General features: G+C 73.6%; 13 protein-coding genes. 7 read left to right on the top strand and 6 right to left on the bottom strand.

Going from position 1 to position 17,477, the window contains the following annotated elements:
• Positions 1-66: 66 nt before the first annotated feature.
• On the bottom strand, positions 67-648 hold the full coding sequence (locus tag ABT026_RS04025) for a nucleosidase (protein ID WP_351111899.1): 582 nt from the start codon (positions 646-648) through the stop codon (positions 67-69).
• Between the two features lie 176 nt (positions 649-824).
• Between ABT026_RS04025 and ABT026_RS04020 the strand changes: the two genes are divergently transcribed.
• Both ABT026_RS04020 and ABT026_RS04015 read left to right on the top strand, forming a co-directional pair.
• Positions 825-1,385 (top strand): glycoside hydrolase family 25 protein, encoded by a 561-nt coding sequence (locus ABT026_RS04020; RefSeq protein ID WP_351111897.1) that lies wholly within the window; start codon positions 825-827, stop codon positions 1,383-1,385.
• A 109-nt stretch (positions 1,386-1,494) separates the two neighbouring features.
• Positions 1,495-2,697: a spore photoproduct lyase family protein gene (locus tag ABT026_RS04015; protein ID WP_502967894.1), complete on the top strand. Its 1,203-nt coding sequence runs from the start codon at positions 1,495-1,497 to the stop codon at positions 2,695-2,697.
• Between the two features lie 140 nt (positions 2,698-2,837).
• Here the strand turns inward: ABT026_RS04015 and ABT026_RS04010 are convergent, their stop codons facing one another.
• From ABT026_RS04010 to ABT026_RS03990, 5 genes are all read right to left on the bottom strand, one after another.
• On the bottom strand, positions 2,838-3,050 hold the full coding sequence (locus tag ABT026_RS04010) for an EF-hand domain-containing protein (RefSeq protein WP_108954299.1): 213 nt from the start codon (positions 3,048-3,050) through the stop codon (positions 2,838-2,840).
• 74 nt (positions 3,051-3,124) lie between these two features.
• Positions 3,125-4,057 (bottom strand): helix-turn-helix domain-containing protein, encoded by a 933-nt coding sequence (locus ABT026_RS04005; RefSeq protein ID WP_351111895.1) that lies wholly within the window; start codon positions 4,055-4,057, stop codon positions 3,125-3,127.
• A gap of 105 nt (positions 4,058-4,162) precedes the next feature.
• The gene (locus ABT026_RS04000; protein WP_351111893.1) at positions 4,163-4,669 is read right to left on the bottom strand and encodes an ATP-binding protein; all 507 of its coding nucleotides are present in this window, start codon (positions 4,667-4,669) and stop codon (positions 4,163-4,165) included.
• A 213-nt stretch (positions 4,670-4,882) separates the two neighbouring features.
• A complete protein-coding gene (locus ABT026_RS03995; RefSeq protein WP_351111891.1) occupies positions 4,883-5,650 on the bottom strand; it encodes an enoyl-CoA hydratase/isomerase family protein in 768 nt (255 codons plus the stop codon).
• 104 nt (positions 5,651-5,754) lie between these two features.
• Positions 5,755-6,918 carry a L,D-transpeptidase gene (locus ABT026_RS03990; protein WP_351111889.1) on the bottom strand — a complete coding sequence of 388 codons (1,164 nt, stop codon included), beginning with the start codon at positions 6,916-6,918 and terminating at the stop codon, positions 5,755-5,757.
• A gap of 402 nt (positions 6,919-7,320) precedes the next feature.
• Here ABT026_RS03990 and glgX point away from each other — a divergent pair, with 402 nt between their 5' ends.
• The 5 genes from glgX to ABT026_RS03965 all read left to right on the top strand — a co-directional run bounded on the left by glgX (position 7,321) and on the right by ABT026_RS03965 (position 17,211).
• Complete coding sequence (glgX, locus tag ABT026_RS03985) at positions 7,321-9,576, top strand: glycogen debranching protein GlgX (protein WP_351111887.1); 2,256 nt, start codon at positions 7,321-7,323, stop codon at positions 9,574-9,576.
• Between the two features lie 132 nt (positions 9,577-9,708).
• The gene (locus ABT026_RS03980; RefSeq protein ID WP_351111885.1) at positions 9,709-11,592 is read left to right on the top strand and encodes an ABC transporter ATP-binding protein; all 1,884 of its coding nucleotides are present in this window, start codon (positions 9,709-9,711) and stop codon (positions 11,590-11,592) included.
• The gene (locus ABT026_RS03975) at positions 11,589-13,517 is read left to right on the top strand and encodes an ABC transporter ATP-binding protein (protein WP_351111884.1); all 1,929 of its coding nucleotides are present in this window, start codon (positions 11,589-11,591) and stop codon (positions 13,515-13,517) included. The genes ABT026_RS03980 and ABT026_RS03975 overlap by 4 nt, the downstream gene beginning before the upstream one ends.
• The gene (locus ABT026_RS03970) at positions 13,514-15,322 is read left to right on the top strand and encodes an ABC transporter transmembrane domain-containing protein (RefSeq protein ID WP_351111882.1); all 1,809 of its coding nucleotides are present in this window, start codon (positions 13,514-13,516) and stop codon (positions 15,320-15,322) included. Before ABT026_RS03975 ends, ABT026_RS03970 begins: the two co-directional genes overlap by 4 nt.
• The gene (locus ABT026_RS03965) at positions 15,319-17,211 is read left to right on the top strand and encodes an ABC transporter ATP-binding protein (RefSeq protein WP_351111880.1); all 1,893 of its coding nucleotides are present in this window, start codon (positions 15,319-15,321) and stop codon (positions 17,209-17,211) included. Before ABT026_RS03970 ends, ABT026_RS03965 begins: the two co-directional genes overlap by 4 nt.
• The last annotated feature ends 266 nt before the right edge of the window (positions 17,212-17,477 follow it).

Below are 17,477 nucleotides of genomic sequence, written 5' to 3'. Positions count from 1 at the left end.
GGCCATGGCCCCGGGCGCGGGCGCGGGCGTCCGGGACCCGCGGGGCCGCTGGCCGTGGCGATCCCGTTACGCCTCGACGTTGCGCTCGGCCCAGCGGGCCAGTTCCACCGCGCAGGCGGCGACCGACTCGCGCCAGGTGCGGGCGGCGCCGTCGCCCGCGTCGTCGCTGACGTGCTTCACCAGGCGGATCGGGACGCCGGCCTGCCGGGCCACGTGGGCCAGGGCGTAGCCCTCCATGTCGACGAGGGCGGCCTGCTCGGCGAGACGGTCGCGGGCGGCGTCGTCGGAGATGAAGCTGTCCCCGGTGGCGAGCACGGGGCCCTCGCCCTCGCCGAGGGTGATCGGCGGCCCGTAGACCTCGCCGGTCAGGCCCGCGAGGAGCCGGGAGTCCAGGTCGTGCTGGATCACCTCGGCGATCACGTGCGTGCCGGTCCACCCGGGCCGCAGCGCCCCCGCCGTGCCGAGGTTCACGACCTCGCTCGGCAGCACCCCGCGCCCCAGCGCCCCGGCCAGCGCCGCGGCCGCGTTGACCTTGCCCATCCCGGTCAGCAGCACCGGAGCCCCGGTGCGCAGCAGCTCCGCCGCCTCCTCCTTGACCGCCAGGACGAACAGGGGGCGGTCGGGGGACATCTCGCCGATCAGTTCCATGACGTCAACGGTACGTGGGCCGGATCCCTGCCCGGGCGCCACCTCGCGCCCTGCCGGGAACCGTGATGCCCGCAATCCTCCCGATAGGCGCCGCTTACGGGCGTCAGTCCCGTTCACGAGGGGAATGCTCCCTTCAACCCCTCTCATCCCGGATCAACTTGAGGGAGACCCCCCACATGCTGCATGGCATCGACGTCAGTTCGCACCAGTCCGCGTCCTTCGACACCGACGGGCTCGCCTTCGTGATCGTCAAGGCGACCGAAGGACGTTCCTACGTCAACCCCAAGATGGAGGCGCAGGTCGAACGCGCCCGGGAGGCCGGACTGGTGGTCGGCTTCTACCACTTCCTGTGGCCCGGCCGCATCACCGAACAGGCCGAGCACTTCGCGCAGGAGTCCCTGGCGGAGCCGGGCGACCTGCTGGCCTGCGACTGGGAGACCACCAGCCGCGGGACGCGGGCGAGCAACGCGGAGAAGGACCGGTTCATCCGGAAGGTCAAGTCGCTCAAGCCGCGCAACCGCACCCTTCTGTACTGCAACCGGACCTTCTGGCTGCGGCACGACCGGACCTCGTACGCCGGCGACGGGCTGTGGATCGCGCACTACGGCGTGGCGAAGGGGAAACCGGGGGTCAAGGCGAAGTGGCTGGTCCACCAGTACACCGACGACCCGGTGGACAAGAACGTGGCGCGGTTCCGCAGCGCGGACGCCCTGCGCGAGTGGGCGGAGAGCGCCTGAGCGACCTCCCCCTCACCCTGAGTCACCGTCGTCGCACCGGCAGCACTCCGCGTAAGGTCGAAGGAGAGCCGATCGCGACAGGGACAGGGACAGGGACAGGAGCAGGGCTGTGGACCGCACCCCGGCCGGGTCCTCCCCGAGGACCTCGGAGACCTCTGAGACACCGGAGCAGCAGTCGCTCTTCGACTGGGCGGACGTGGAGGACGCGGCCCCCGCCGCGCCGCCGGGCGGCGCCTTCCGGGACGGTCCGGAGGCCCGGCGGATGCTGGACGTGCGCGAGGTGTACGCGGAGCCCGCAGCCCTCGCCTCCCTGCGCGGCCGGCAGATCCTGGCCCGCCTGCCGGGGGTGCCCGTCACGGAGGTGCCCGGTCACTGGCGCATCCCCTCGCTGCACGGCAACGACGGGAACGTCGCCCGGTGGGCCCGGGTGAAGACCGAGACCCTGGTCCTGGGCGTCAAGCAGACCCTGGCCACCCGCCCCAACGGAAGATCGGCCGACTGGATCGCGCCGGGCGCCTCCAACGGCTGCGCCATGGCCTGTGCCTACTGCTACGTGCCGCGCCGCAAGGGCTATGCCAATCCGATCACGCTGTTCACCAACATCGAGGCGATCGTCGCCCACGTCGGACGTCACGTGCGGGCCCAGGGTCCCAAGCGGGAGCCGAACCAGTGCGATCCCGTGGCGTGGGTGTACGACATCGGGGAGAACGGCGACTGCTCCGTCGACGCGCTGGTGAGCGACAACGCGGCCGACCTGGTCGCCGCGTTCCGCAGGCTGCCCACCGCGAAGGCGTCGTTCGCGACCAAGTTCGTCAACCCGGACCTGCTGGCCCTGGATCCGCAGGGCCGGACCCGGGTGCGTTTCTCGGTGATGCCGGGCTCCGACTCACGTCTGCTGGACATCCGTACCAGCCCGGTCGCGGACCGCATCGCCGCCGCGGCCGACTTCCTCGACGCCGGCTACGAGGTCCACTTCAACCTGTCCCCGGTGGTGCTGCGCCCCGGCTGGCAGCGGGACTGGGCCGAGCTGCTCGACCACATGGACGACGTGCTGCCCGCCCGGGTCAAGGAGCAGGCGGCCGCCGAGATCATCATGCTCACCCACAACCAGCAGCTGCACGAGGTCAACCTGGGCTGGCATCCCCGGGCCGAGGACCTGCTGTGGCAGCCCGCCGCCCAGGAGACCAAGCGCTCCGAGAACGGCGCCGTGAACGTGCGCTACGCCCGTGAGGTCAAGCGCGACGCCCTGCTCCGGCTGCGTGAGCTCATCGCGGTCCACGCCCCGTGGCTGCGCGTCCGCTACGCGTTCTGACCGTGCTGGGCGGGCCGGGGGCGGGCGGGCCGGGTACCGGGGGCGGCCCTGGTCGCTCCGGAACGCGCAACCGCCCCGGCCGGCGAAGGCGCGGCGCGGGGCGGTTCCGACGGCCGGTGGGCCGGTCGGTCAGGACGTCGTCACTTGGACAGGTACGCCCAGAACTCGTCGAAGGAGAGGAGCTTGTCGCCGTCCAGGTCGCGCTGGGCGATGATCGTCGCGGCGACCGTCTCGGTGACGTTCCAGTCGCCGGCCTGCGCGAGCGCCTTCTTGAACTCGGCGGCGGTGACGAAGCCGTCCCCGTCGGCGTCGAGCCGGTCGAACTCCTTGCGTGCTTCCTGGATGTCCGCCATGCCGGACCCTCCCCTTCGTGCCGTGCGCGCGTCCGTGATGACGTCTGCGTCCATGTCTGGTTGACGCAGAAAGATTATCCGGCCGCACGCGCGCGCAGAGCGGCGACCACCCAGCCGAACTCCTCCCGGTGGTCGGCGTCCGGCCCCCGGCCCTTCACCACGGCCAGCAACTCGCGGTAACGCGAGAGCGCGTCCGTGGTGTTGGCCTCCAGGCGGGCCAGCACGGCGGTCAGGTCGGCCTCCTCGCCGAGCAGCTCGCGCAGCACCTCCCCGGCCTCGGGCGACTCGGGGGCGACGCCGCGGCGGCGCGCGTCGGAGGCCAGCTGGACCAGGCGCCGCATGAACCACATCGAGGCGCCGGCCGGGGTCTGCCCGGTGCGGTCGGCGGCGTTGAACTCGGCGGCGGCGCGCATCCGGGCGCGGAACCCGGGGTCCTTCAGCAGCTCCGCCAGTTCGACCCACGCGTCGACCTGCTCGGGCGTGGGATCGTCGGGCAGGTCGGCCGCGGCGCCGCGCATCCGCTCCCTGATCACCGGGTCCGCGGTGTCCAGGCCCTGGAAGGTCTCCTCCACGAACTGCTCGATGATGCGGGCGCGTTCGGCGGCGGACAGTCGGGCGAGCTTGTTCATCAGGGTCATCTCCTCGGTGGTCGAACCGCGGTCGGCGACGCTCGACAGCACCGCCCGGGTGATCCGCAGCGCGCGGATCTGCGCGTCCAGGGCGGCGACGTGGCGCGCGGCCACCTCCGCGGCCGTGGCCTCCCCGGTCACCACCCGGCGCACGTCCCCCAGGCCCAGGTCCAGTTCGCGCAGGGTGCGGATCAGCTCCAGGCGGGCGACCGAGGCGGCGTCGTAGAGGCGGTAGCCGCCGGCGGAACGGGCCACCGGCGGCAGGACGCCCTCGTCCGACCAGTAACGGATGGTGCGCACCGTCAGGCCCGTGGCGCGGGCCAGGTCGCCGATGGTCAGCAGGCCGTCGTCGCCGCCCACGGTGCTGTCGTCGCTCATGCCGCCGAGTCTGGGGTCTCCACCCCCTGGAGACTCAACCGGCACGCGCCCCGTCCCTCCGCCCGGCCCCGGCGGCCCGGTCGGCCGAACCCCGTCACCCGTCGGTCAGACCCGGTCGGCGACCCGCATCTCGAACCACGTCCGCTTCCCCCGCGGCAGCAGGTCGACGCCCCAGCGGTCGGCCATGCGGTCGACGAGGAACAGGCCCCGCCCACTCTCGTCCAGCGCGTGCACGGGCAGCAGGCAGGGCAGCCCCCGGGAGGGGTCGCGGAGTTCGAGGCGGATCCAGCCGCGGCGGCGGCGCATGCGCAGCCCGTACTGGGCGGCGCCGGTGTGCCGGACCGCGTTGCCCTCGAGTTCGGAGACGAGCAGCGTGCAGTCCTCGGCGAGCTTGGGACCCAGCGCCCAGTGGCGCAGGACGACGATCTGGACCAGCCGCCGCGCGGTGCCCCGGGACTCGGGGCAGGTCGGCAGGACGACCTCCGTCTCGGCCGGGTTGCCGTAGTGCACGAGGGCCGTCAGCGCCCGCTCGTCCTCCACGGCGGGCGACCAGCGCGTCACGGGTACGCCGCCCGGTGCCCGTGACTGCTCGATGCCCTCCAGCCCCGCCATGTCCCCCATCATGACCGGCCGGAGAGAGCTCCGGGGGCGGTTCCGCAGGAATCCGCACACCGGAGCGATCGATTCCGTCCGTTCGGGCGACATATGCCAAGGAAACATTACTCAGCGCTGGCCAGAGCTTTTACGGAGGGAACCATAGGAGGGGGTGATTCCGGCCGGATCACCCGGATCCGGAACCACCGCCCCGAAAGCCGGCGGACCGGCTCAGAGGAACTTGGCCTTGCCCGGGCCCTCCTCGACGAAGGACTTCATCCCCCGCTCGCGGTCCTCGGTGGCGAACAGGCCCGCGAACCAGTTCCGCTCGATGGCCAGGCCGGTGTCCAGGTCGGTCTCCAGCCCGGCGTCGACCGACTCCTTGGCGGCGCGCAGCGCGATGGCCGGACCCTGGGCGAGCTTGGCTGCCCAGGCGTGGGCCTCGGTGTACACGTCGGCGGCCGGGACGACGCGGTCCACCAGACCCAGCGTCAGGGCCTCGTCCGCGCGCACGTGACGGCCGGTGAAGATCAGGTCCTTGGCGCGGGACGGGCCGATCAGGCGGGACAGGCGCTGGGTGCCGCCGGCGCCCGGGATCAGGCCGAGCAGGATCTCCGGCTGGCCGAGCTTGGCGTTGTCGCCGGCGATGCGGTAGTCCGCGCACAGCGCCAACTCGCAGCCGCCGCCCAGCGCGTAGCCGGTGATCGCGGCGACGACCGGCTTGGGGATGCGGGCGACCGCGGTGAACGAGTCCTGCAGGCCCCTGGCCCGGGCCACCATGGCCGCGTGGTCCATGGCCCGCATCTCCTTGATGTCCGCCCCGGCGGCGAACACCTTCTCCCCGCCGTACACGACCACGGAGCGGACGTCCTCGCGCCGGGTGATCTCCTCGGCGAGTTCCTTGATGCGGTCCTGGGTCGCGATGTCCAGGGCGTTCATGGGCGGGCGGTCCAGGCGCAGGGTGCCGACGCCTTCGGCGACTTCGAGATGAACGGTCATGCCCAGCAGATTACGGGGGCGGAGCGGCAACGGACCCGGTGCGCTGTGTCACACCGGGTCCGCCGTGAGCTGGAAACGTGAGCGGGGAAGGAGGGGCGGGAGGCCTACTTCTTCCAGTCCTCCCAGGACATGTTCCAGCCGTTGAGCCCGTTGTCCGGGGCGACCGTGCCGTCCGCGCTGTTCTTCACCTCGACCACGTCGCCGAGCAGCGAGTTGTCGAAGAACCAGCGGGCGGGCGCGCTCTTGTCCCATCCGCCGCGGGTGTCGCGCAGGCCGACGCAGCCGTGGCTGGCGTTGTAGTTGCCGAAGGCGTCGCCGCCCCAGTAGTTGCCGTGGATGAAGGTGCCCGACTGGGTCAGGCGCATGGCGTTGGGGACGTCCTCGATGTCGTACTCGCCGTCGTAGCCGACGGTGTCGCCGTTCATGCGGGTGACCCGGTACTTCTCGCTGATCACCATCGCGCCGTTCCAGGTCTCGTACCCCGGGGCGCCGGTGGTGACCGGGATGGTCTTGAGGACCTTGCCGTCCCGCTCGACCTTCATGGTCAGCTTCTTGGCGTCCACGTAGGACACCTGGCTGCGGCCGACGGTGAAGGAGACGGTCTTGGCCTGGCTGCCGTACACGCCCGGCCGGCCCTCGACGCCGTCGAGGTTGAGCTTGACGGTGACCTTGGTGCCGGACTTCCAGTACTCCTCGGGGCGGAAGTCCAGACGGTCGTTGCCGAACCAGTGGCCCTCGACCTCGACCTGCGGCTCGGTCTTGATCTCGATCGCCTTCTCCACGGCGGCCGGGTCGGTGATACCGCGGGTGAAGCGGATCGAGAACGGCATGCCCACGCCGACGGTGGAGCCGTCCTCCGGCGTGAAGTGGCCGATGAAGGTGTTGGCCGGGGTCAGCGTGGTGAACTTCGTGTCCTTCACCGCGACCCGGCCGTCGGCGTCCTTGGCCTCCGCGTGGACGCTGTACTGGGCGCCGGAGGCGAGGTGGGTGGAGGGGATCCAGGCGGCGCCGTCCGCGGAGATCTCGCCCGCGACCTTCCCGCCCTCGTCGTCCTCGACCTCGACCTTGGTCAGCTTGCCCTTCTCGACGACCACCTTGAGGGCGCCGGTCGTCTTCACGGACTTGGCGCCGTTCTTCGGACTGACCGTCACCACGGCGTCCGACTGCTTGCTCGCCGGCGCGGCGCTCGCGGCGCCGCCGTTCCCGGAACCCTTGCCCTCGACGCCCGTGTCGTCACCGCTGCCGCAGGCGGTCACGGTGATCAGCATGAGGCTCGCCAGCAGGGACGCGGCGGCCGTACGCCTCCCCCCGGAACGCCGTCCGGTCGTGGTTCCCCTCGTCGACCACACGTTCACGTGTGCTCCCCCTTTTCCCCTCATCGGGCCTGGTCAGACCCCCTCCCGGCGCGTCACGCGCGCCATGACGAATCGTAAGGGCAGGATCGTTCCCCTTCCCCGGCCGGAAGGTCACCGTTTCGTCCCAAGTTCGGCTCCAAACCTGTCAGACGACGAATACTTCCGGAGCGTTCCCGTCGGCACGCTGTCCGGGGACGTGAGCTGGACGCCCGGGATGGGCAGAAACCTGGGGTAGGACGACGCACCGGAGCGGTCGCGCGGGACGCGCGGCACACTCCGCCCGTTGTCGCCCCACGAGCCGCAGGAGGCGGACCGGTGTCGAGCGCAGCCGAGCAGGAGGCAGTGGCGGACAGTTACGCCGCCGACGTGGGCCACGACGCCCGCCGGGCCCCCGTGCCGTCCGGGACCGCGCCCCTCGCGGCGCCCGCGCCCCTGGTGTGGCCGGGGTCGTCCACACCGCTGGGCGCCCGGTACCGGGTGGGGCCCGACGGTGTGGCCGGGACCAACTTCGCCCTGTGGGCGGGCGGGGCGGAGGCGGTCGAGCTCTGCCTCTTCGAGCCGGACGGCGCCGAGCGGCGGCTGCCGCTGGGCGAGCTGACCCACGAGATCTGGCACGGCTTCGTGCCCGGGGTCCGCCCGGGCCAGCGGTACGGCTACCGGGTGCACGGTCGGTGGGACCCGTGGACCGGCGCGCGCTGGAACCCCGCCAAGCTGCTCCTCGACCCCTACGCCCGCGCCGTGGACGGGGAGTTCGCCCTGCCGCCGGAGGTGTACGGGCACGTCCGTGACTGGCCCGACCAGCAGGTCGCCGACACCGTCCGCGACGACCGGGACTCCGCGCCCTTCGTGCCCAAGGGCGTGGTGGTCCACGACGACGACGACTGGGCGGACGACCGGCGGCCCAAGACGCCGTGGTCCGACTCGGTCATCTACGAACTCCACGTCCGCGGCTTCACGATGCGCCACCCCGGCATCCCCGAGAAGCTGCGCGGGACCTACGCGGGCCTGGCCCACCCGGCGGCGATCGAGCACCTCACCCGCCTCGGCGTGACCGCCGTCGAGCTGCTGCCGGTGCACCAGTTCGCGCACGAGGACCACCTGCTGCGCCGGGGCCTGACCAACTACTGGGGCTACAACTCCATCGGCTACTTCGCCCCGCACGCCGGCTACGCGGCCACCGGCACCGACGGACAGCAGGTGGGCGAGTTCAAGCGGATGGTGCGCGCCCTGCACGCGGCGGGCATCGAGGTGATCCTCGACGTGGTGTACAACCACACCGCCGAGGCGGGCGAGTTCGGCCCCACGCTCTCCCTCAAGGGCGTCGACAACCGCGGCTACTACCGCCTCCAGTCCGACGCCCGCCGCTACGCCGACTACACGGGCTGCGGCAACACCCTGCACGTGGTGCGCCCCCAGGTGCTGCGGCTGATCACCGACTCGCTGCGCTACTGGGTGACCGAGATGGGCGTGGACGGCTTCCGCTTCGACCTCGCGGCGGCGCTGGCCCGCTCGATGCACGACGTCGACATGCTCTCGCCGTTCCTCGCGGTGATCGCCCAGGACCCGGTGCTGCGCCGGGTGAAGCTGATCGCCGAGCCCTGGGACGTCGGGTCGGGCGGCTACCAGGTGGGATCCTTCCCGCCGCTGTGGACCGAGTGGAACGACCGGTACCGGGACGCCGTGCGCGACTACTGGCGCGGCGCGCTGCCGGACGTCCGCGACCTCGGCTACCGGCTCTCCGGCTCCAGCGACCTCTACGCCTGGGGCGGCCGCCGGCCCTACGCCTCGGTCAACTTCGTCACCGCGCACGACGGCTTCACCCTGCGCGACCTGGTCTCCTACCACCACAAGCACAACGAGGCCAACGGCGAGGGCAACCGCGACGGGACGAGCGACAACCGCTCCTGGAACTGCGGCGCCGAGGGCGAGACGGCCGACGAGGACGTCAACGCCCTGCGGCGGCGGCAGCTGCGGAACCTGCTGACCACCCTGCTGCTGTCCACCGGCGTGCCGATGCTGGTGGCCGGCGACGAGATGGGGCGCACCCAGGGCGGCAACAACAACGCCTACTGCCAGGACAACGAGATCGGCTGGGTGGACTGGTCGCTGCTGGAGGAGGGCGCCTGGCGCGAGCTGTTCGAGCTGACCTCACGGCTGATCGCGCTGCGCCACCGCCACCCGGTGCTGCGGCGGCGCGCGTTCTTCTCCGGCCGTCCGCACGCCGACCACGGCCTGCGCGACCTGGCCTGGTTCACCGCGGACGGCGCGGAGATGACCGAGGACGACTGGTTCGCCTCCACCTCCACGGTGGGGATGTACCTCTCCGGCCGGGACATCCCCGGCCGGGACGCGCGGGGCGAGCCGGTCGTCGACGACAGCTTCCTCGCCGTGCTGCACGCCGGGCACGAACCGGTGGCCTTCACCCTGCCGGACGCGCCCTGGGCCGAGCGGTACGAGGTGGTGGTGGACACCGGGATGGAGGAGCAGCGGGAGGAACCCGGCGAGACGTACCGGGCGGGCACCACGGTGACGGTGCCCCCGCGCACGGTGCTGCTGCTGCGGGTGGGCTGAACGGGGAGGAAAGGCGGGGTCACGGGGGTGCGGGCGGTGCTCCCCGCCCCGCTCCCGGTGCGCCCGCCGGGGCTCCCGGCCGCACGGAAAATCGCTGGGCGATGTCAGTATCGAAGCTTAGGCTCGCTCCTGATGCCCAGTACCGCCGCCACCGAGCGTTCCCCAGCCGTCCGCACCCTTCTTCGCCTGTGGCCGCACCTGCGTCCGGTCCGGGCGCGATGGCTCACCGCCGCGGTCGTCGCCGTCCTCGCCTCGCTGACCAGCCTGGTCATCCCGCTGGTCCTCAAGTGGCTGGTCGACGGCCCGATCGCGGACGGTGACACCGCCGGGGTGTGGCTCGGCGCGCTGTGGGTGCTGCTGCTCGGCCTGACCGAGGCGCTGCTGTTCGGCCTGCGCCGCTGGCTGGTGGCCCGTCCGCTCTCCTCCGTCGAGGCGGACATGCGCGAGGCGCTCTACCGGCGGCTCCAGCGGCTGCCGATCGCCTTCCACGACCGCTGGGCGTCCGGGCAGCTGCTCTCCCGGGCCACCACGGACCTGATGATCATCCGCATGTTCCTCGCCTTCCCGCTGACCTTCCTGCTGGTCAACGGGGTGACCATCCTGGCCGGCGTGATCGTCATGCTGAGCATGGACTGGGCGCTGGGCCTGCTGGTCCTGATCCCGGTGATCCCGGTGATCGTCGTCTGCACGGTCTTCGAGAAGCGTTTCGCCGAGGCGTCCCGCACCGCGCAGGACCAGGTGGGCGACGTGACCACCCTGGTCGAGGAGAGCGTGCTGGGCATCCGGGTGATCAAGGGCTTCGGACGCCACCGCAGCCAGGCCCGCGCCTTCCGTGAGCTGACGCACCGGCTGCGCGGGACCGAGCTGCGCAAGGCGCGGCTGCTGGGCGGGATCATGGCCGTCATCGTGGTGCTGCCGGAGCTGGCCATCGGCACCTGTCTGGTGCTGGGCACCGTGCGGGTCGCCGACGGGACGCTCTCCGCGGGCACCCTGGTGGCCTTCCTGTCCACGGCGCTGGCCCTGCACTGGCCGGTGATCTCCATCGGGTTCCTGCTCGCGATGAGCCAGGAGGCGGCCACCGCCACCGCGCGCTACTTCGAGGTCATGGACACCGAGCCCGAGTCCGGGGCCGACGACCGGTCGGCCGCCCCGGCGGCATCGGTCTCCCCGGCCGCCTCGGTCTCCACGGCCGCCTCGCTCTCCGCGGCCTCCGGGACGACGGCGAAGGCCGCCGCCGCGGTGAAGGAGGAGGGCGGGCTGCGGCTCGAGGGGGTCCGCTTCCGGTACCCCGACGCACCGGCGGACTCCCCGCCCGTGCTGGACGGCGTCGACCTGCACGTGCGCCCCGGCGAGTCGCTCGCCCTGGTGGGCACCACGGGCTGCGGCAAGACCACCCTGACCGCCCTGGTCCCCCGGCTGCACGAGATCACCGAGGGCCGGATCACCCTGGACGGCGTCGACATCACCGCCATGCCGCGCGAGGAACTGCGCGCCCGGGTGGCCGTCGCCTTCGAGGACCCGACGCTGTTCTCCGCGACCGTCGGCGAGAACGTCCTGATGGGCGCCGCCGACCGGGACGCGCGGACGGACCCCGATGCCCTCGGACGCGCCCTCGGCGTCGCCCAGGCCGGGTTCGTGCACGCCCTCCCGCAGGGCGTCGACACCCAGGTCGGCGAGCAGGGCCTGAGCCTGTCCGGCGGCCAGCGGCAGCGCCTCGCGCTGGCCCGCGCGGTCGTCGGCCGGCCCGACTTCCTGGTCCTCGACGACCCGCTGTCCGCGCTCGACGTGCACACCGAGGCCGCCGTGGAGGCCGCCCTGCGCGAGGTGCTGGCCGACACCACCGCCCTGATCGTCGCCCACCGCCCGTCCACGGTGCTGCTCGCCGACCGGGTGGCGCTGCTGTCCGGCGGCCGGATCGCCGCCGTGGGCGACCACCACGAACTGCTGCGGACCAACGCCGAGTACGCCTGGCTGATGTCGGGCGCCACCCTGGAGCCCGAGGAGGCCCGCCGATGACGGCTCCCGCCGCACAGAAGCGCGACAAGCGCGACAAGCGCGACGACCGGATCGGCAAGCACGGCGCCGGGGGCGCCGGCTCCCTGCCGGACGACCCGAACGACCTGGCCGAGGCGGCCGCCGCGCAGGACGCGGGCGACGACTTCGACCGCGACGTCCTGCCCACCCCGCCCGGCGCCACCGCCGGTCTGCTGCGCTCGCTGCTCGCGCCGCTCCGCGGCCGGGTGGCGCTCGCCGTCGTCCTGCTGCTGCTCCAGCAGGCCGCCGTGCAGGCCGGTCCGCTGCTGGTGGCGTACGCCATCGACACCGCCGTGCCGGCGTTCCGGGTGAGCGACCACGGCCCGTTGCTGCTGGTCGCGGTGGCCTACCTGATCACCGCCGCTTCCAGCGGCGGCCTGGAGTACGCCTTCATCACCTGCTCCGCCCGGGTCAACCAGGACGCCCTGCTGGACCTGCGGGGCCGGATCTTCCGGCACGCGCAGGCCCTGAGCGTCGACTTCCACGAGCGGTACACCTCGGGCCGGCTGATCTCCCGGTCCACCACCGACGTGGAGTCGCTGCGCGAGCTGCTCAGCGAGGGGCTTCAGGAGCTGATCACGGTGGTCGTCTCCTTCGTCTACATCTCCGCCCTGCTGCTGTGGCTGGACCTCGGCCTCGGCGCGGTGGCGCTGGCCTCCTTCGTGCCGCTGGCGCTGCTGGTGCGCAGCTACCAGGACCGCGCGGGGCGGATCTACCGGGAGCGCTCCACCGCGATCGCCACGGTGATCGTCAAGTTCACCGAGACCATGAACGGCATCCGGCCGGTGCGCGCCTTCCGCCGGGAGGACGCCAACGAGGCCGAGTTCGTGCCGCTGAACAAGCGCCACGAGCGGACCAACGGCGACGCGCTGATCGAGATGGCCCGGTACGTGGTCGGGTCGCGGCTGGTCGCCAACGTCACCGTCGCGGGCATCGTGCTGTGGGGCGCCTACCGGGTGGCGGACGGCTCGCTGGCGCTGGGCGTGCTCGCCGCCTCGGTGCTCTACCTGCGCCGTCTGTACGACCCGATCGACCGGCTGGGCATGTTCCTCAACTCGTACCAGTCGGCGGCCGCCTCGCTGGAGAAGATCGCCGGCCTGCTGGCCCAGGTCCCGGCCGTCCCGGAGCCGGCCGCCCCGCGCGAGCTGCCGCCGACGGCGGACGGGCGACCGGGGCGTGAGGTGGTCTTCGACTCCGTCCGGTTCGCCTACCGCACCGGCGGCGAGGTGCTGCCGCGCTTCGACCTGACGATCCCGGCCGGACAGACCGTGGCCGTGGTCGGCTCCACCGGCGCGGGCAAGTCCACGCTGGCCAAGCTGCTCGCCCGCTTCTACGACCCGACCGAGGGTGAGGTGCGGCTCGACGGCGTCGACCTGCGCGACCTCGTCAACGCGGACCTGCGGCGCGGCGTCGTCATGGTGACCCAGGAGGCGTTCCTGTTCTCCGGCACGGTCGCCGAGAACATCGCCATCGGGCGCCCGGACGCCACCCGCGAGGACGTGGAGCACGCCGCCAAGGCCATCGGCGCGCACGACTTCATCGCCGCGCTGCCCGACGGCTACGACACCGACGTCCGCAAGCGCGGCGGCCGGATCTCCGCGGGCCAGCGCCAGCTGGTGGCGTTCGCCCGCGCGTTGCTGGCCGACCCGGCCGTGCTCATCCTCGACGAGGCGACCAGTTCGCTGGACGTGCCCGGCGAGCAGGCCGTCCAGCGGGCCATGTCGACGGTGCTGAAGGGCCGCACCGCGGTGGTCATCGCGCACCGGCTCTCCACCGTGGAGATCGCCGACCGCGTGCTGGTGATGGAGAAGGGCCGGGTCGTCGAGGACGGGTCGCCCGCCGCGCTCATCGGCGGGGAGGGACGGTTCGCCGATCTGCACCGCGCCTGGCGGGAGAGCCTCGCGTGAGCCGGTGGCGGCCCGGCGGGGGCGCCGTCGACGTCGACGGCGATCCGGGGGATCCCGACCTGCGGGGCGGGGCCCGCTACCTGACCTGGCTGGTCACCCGTCAGTCGGCCCGGTCGGCGGCGGGGGCGGTGTACTCCGTCGTGTGGATGGGCCTGTTCGCGGTGGCGCCCTACCTCCTCGAGCGGGTCTTCGACGACGGGTTCGGCGCGGGCCACCCCGGCGGCGGCCCCACCGTGGTCGACACCGCCGCGCTGCTCGCCTGGACGGCGACCCTGCTGGGGACGGCGGTGGCCGGCGCGGCGGTCAGCCTGCTGCGGCACCGCACCATGACCAAGGTCCGGATGGACGCCAACTTCCGCACCGTGAAGCTGCTGCTGGGCCAGTCGGTGCGGCTCGGCTCGGCCCTCACCCGCCGGGTCTCGGCCGGTGAGGTCATGACCATCGGCGTGGGCGACGTGCAGACCATCGCCGCCGCGCTCACCGTGGTGGGACCCGGCTTCGGCGCGGTCGTCACCTACCTGCTGGTGGCCGCCCTGCTGTTCTCGGTGTCGCCGCTGCCCGCCGTGGTGGCCCTGCTCGGGGTGCCCGCGCTGGCGCTCGCGCTGGGTCCGCTGACGACCCGGCTCCAGGCGGAGGAGACGGTCTACCGGGAGCGGCAGAACACCCTCACCGCACGCATCGGCGACCTGGCGGGCGGCCTGCGGGTCCTCAACGGACTCGGCGGCAAGGGCCTGTTCTCCGACGGGTTCCGCCGCGACTCGGCGCTCCAGCGGGAGCAGGGCTACCGGGTGGGCGCGGTCACCAGCTGGATGCAGTCCCTCGGGCTGGGGCTTCCCACGGTGCTGCTCGCCGCGGTGATCTGGTCGGCCGCCCGGCCGGCCGCCCTCGGCGAGATCACGGTCGGCCAGCTGGTGTCCGTGTACGGGTACGTGGTCGCCCTGGTCTACCCGGTGTTCTTCCTGGTCGAGGGTGTGCAACTGCTCAGCCGCGGCCTGGTCGCGGCCCGCCGGGTGGTCGCCTTCCTCCGCCTGGAGCCGGACCCCGGCCCCGCCCCGGCCGAGGCGCTGGACGCGCCCGACGGGCCGGCCGAGCTGCACGACCCGGCCTCCGGCGTCACCGTCCGCCCCGGCGTCCTGACCGCGCTGGTCTGCGCGGACCCGGGGGACGGCACCGCGGTGCTGGACCGGCTCGCACGGTACGGCCCGACGTCCGCCACCTGGGGCGGCGTGCCGCTCGACCGGATCGACCCGGCCCCGGTGCGCGAGCGGATCCTGCTCGCCGAGGCCGAGGCGGACCTGTTCGCGGGGTCCTTGCGGGCGCTGCTCGGCGGCGGCCCGCGCGAAGGGGCCGACGAGGCGCGGGCCCGCGCCCTGCGAACGGCCGCCGCGGAGGACGTGGTGCGCGGGCTGCCCGACGGCCTGGACTCGGCGGTCGACGCGCAGGGCCGCAACCTCTCCGGGGGCCAGCGGCAGCGGATCCGGCTGGCCCGGGCGCTGCTCGCCGACGCGGAGGTCCTGCTGCTGGCCGAGCCCACCTCGGCGCTGGACGCCCACACGGAGGACCTGGTGGCCGGCCGCCTGCGCGCGGCGCGGGCCGGGCGGACCACGGTGGTCACCTCCACCTCCCCCCTGATGCTCGACCGGGCCGACGTGGTGCACCTGCTGGAGGACGGACGGGCGGTGGCGACCGGGCGGCACCAGGACCTGCTCGTGACCGAGCCGCGGTACCGCGATCTGGTCGCCCGCGAGTCGGGCGCCGCGGTCGGCCCCGAGGACGTGCCCATGAGCGAGGAGCCGGTCCGATGACCACGCCGCCCACCGTCCCGCCGTCCTCCGGGTCGGCGGCCACCGCGCCGTCCACCGTGCCGGACCCCGCCGCCCCGTCCGGCACGGCCGCGGCCGCCCCGCCGTCCGGTGCGGCCGCGGTCCCGGCGGACGCCCCGTCGGGGGGCCGTGAACTGCCCGTCGCCCGGCCCGTCGAGGTGCGTCGTGCGGCGGCCCGGCTGGTGCGGGAGGACCGGCGCGGCTTCGCCGGGGTGGTCGCCCTCACCACCCTCGCCGCGCTGGCCGGGCTCGCAGGGCCCTGGCTCGTGGGCCGCATCGTCGACGAGGTCCGGGACGGCGCGGGGGTGTCGGTCGTGGACCGCCTCGCCCTGGCCGTCGTGGTCGCCGCGGTGGTCCAGCTCCTGCTGTCCCGCTGGGCCCGCTACGCCGCCCACCGGATGGGCGAACGCGCCCTGGCCCGGGTCCGGGAGACGTTCGTCGACCGGTGCCTGGCGCTGCCCGCCTCCGTGGTGGAGCGGGCCGGCACCGGCGATCTGGCCACCCGGGGCACCGCGGACGTGGCAGCCGTCGGCGCCACCCTGCGCGACTCCGGGCCGCAGATCGTCATCGCCTCGGCGCAGCTGGTGCTCCTGCTGGCCGCGGTGGTCCTGACGGATCCGCTGCTCGGCAGCTGCGCGCTGGCCGGGCTGGTCCCCTCCTACCTGGCGGCGCGCTGGTACCTGCGCCGCGCCCGGACCGCGTACCTCGCCGAGGGCGCGGCGAACTCCCAGGTGGCCGAGATCCTTTCCGCCACCTCCTCGGGCGCCCGCACGGTCGAGGCGTTCCGGCTCGGCGCGGCCCGGACCGCCGCCGGCCGCGAGGCGCTGACCGTCTCCCGCGGCGCCCGGATGCGGACGCTGTTCCTGCGCAACGTGTTCTTCCCTTCGGTGGAGATCTCCTACGCGCTGCCGCTGGTCACCGTCCTGCTGCTGGGCGGCTGGCTGCTGTCGCGGGGCTCGGTCGAGCTGGGCACGGTGGTGACCGCGGCGCTGTACATGCGTCAGCTGGAGGGGCCGCTGGACGAGGTGCTCAGCCACATGGAACAGCTCCAGTCCGGTGGCGCCTCGTTCGCCCGGGTCGAGGGCCTCTCCCGCGCGCCCGCCGCCGCCGAGTCCGGTGCGGCGGAGCCGGACGGCGACCGGATCGAGGTGCGGGCCGCCCGGTACGCCTACGCGGGCGGGACCGAGGTGCTGCACGACGTGGACCTGATGGTGCGCCCGGGTGAACGGCTGGCCGTGGTGGGCCCGTCCGGCGCGGGCAAGACGACGCTGAGCCGGCTGATCGCCGGCATCGACGCGCCCACGTCCGGTTCCGTGACGGTGGGCGGGGTGCCCGTGGTGTCACTGACGCCGGAGCGGCTGCGGCGGCAGGTGGTGCTGGTGACCCAGGAGCACCACGTCTTCCTCGGCACGGTGCGGGACAACCTGCTGATCGCCGATCCGGACGCGACGGACACCGCGCTGTGGGCGGCGCTGAAGGCGGTCGGCGCGGAGTGGACGTCCGCGCTGCCGGACGGGCTGGACACGGTGCTCGGCGCGGACGCGTACCGCACGTCGGGTCCGCAGGCGCAGCAGCTGGCGCTGGCCCGGGTGGTGCTGGCCGATCCGCACACGCTGGTCCTGGACGAGGCGACGGCGCTGCTGGACCCCGCCACCGCCCGGCACACCGAGCGCGCGCTGGCCGCGGTGCTGGAGGGCCGGACGGTGATCGCCGTCGCGCACCGGCTGCACACCGCGCACGACGCGGACCGGGTGGCCGTCATGCGGGACGGCCGGCTCACGGAACTGGGCCCGCACGACGAACTGGTGGCCGCGGGCGGCGACTACGCCGCCCTCTGGCACACCTGGCACGGCGCCCCCGCCCCGCGCTGACCCCGCGCCCCGGCCGCCCCGGGGCCGTCGGCCACGGCGCCGGCGGCCCCGTTCGTCGGCTCCGCCGTCACCTCACGGCCACGCGGGCGCCGTCGTCTGCCCGTGCGCCGCTCCTCACGGGAGGGCGGAAGCCGGGTGTACACCCTCTCCCGCCCCTGCGGACCGCTCGGCAGGCCACCAGGTTGCGGCGATTTTCGGCCAAGGCCCTCATCGCCCGCCGGCCACTTTCGCGCCGCGGTCCGTTTACCCGTCCATGACGACCGCCG

Source organism: Streptomyces sp. NPDC002734 (assembly GCF_040295685.1).
In the GTDB taxonomy this organism is placed as follows: domain Bacteria; phylum Actinomycetota; class Actinomycetes; order Streptomycetales; family Streptomycetaceae; genus Streptomyces.
Note: the sequence above shows the minus strand (reverse complement) of the source record. Positions and strands in the feature narration are given on the sequence as shown.

Coding starts and splice junctions, on each gene's coding strand:
- ABT026_RS04025 (WP_351111899.1), bottom strand. CDS start 648: ATGGAACTGATCGGCGAGATGTCCCCCGACCGCCCCCTGTTCGTCCTG.
- ABT026_RS04020 (WP_351111897.1), top strand. CDS start 825: ATGCTGCATGGCATCGACGTCAGTTCGCACCAGTCCGCGTCCTTCGAC.
- ABT026_RS04010 (WP_108954299.1), bottom strand. CDS start 3,050: ATGGCGGACATCCAGGAAGCACGCAAGGAGTTCGACCGGCTCGACGCC.
- ABT026_RS04005 (WP_351111895.1), bottom strand. CDS start 4,057: ATGAGCGACGACAGCACCGTGGGCGGCGACGACGGCCTGCTGACCATC.
- ABT026_RS04000 (WP_351111893.1), bottom strand. CDS start 4,669: ATGGCGGGGCTGGAGGGCATCGAGCAGTCACGGGCACCGGGCGGCGTA.
- ABT026_RS03995 (WP_351111891.1), bottom strand. CDS start 5,650: ATGACCGTTCATCTCGAAGTCGCCGAAGGCGTCGGCACCCTGCGCCTG.
- ABT026_RS03990 (WP_351111889.1), bottom strand. CDS start 6,918: ATGCTGATCACCGTGACCGCCTGCGGCAGCGGTGACGACACGGGCGTC.
- ABT026_RS03980 (WP_351111885.1), top strand. CDS start 9,709: ATGCCCAGTACCGCCGCCACCGAGCGTTCCCCAGCCGTCCGCACCCTT.
- ABT026_RS03975 (WP_351111884.1), top strand. CDS start 11,589: ATGACGGCTCCCGCCGCACAGAAGCGCGACAAGCGCGACAAGCGCGAC.
- ABT026_RS03965 (WP_351111880.1), top strand. CDS start 15,319: ATGACCACGCCGCCCACCGTCCCGCCGTCCTCCGGGTCGGCGGCCACC.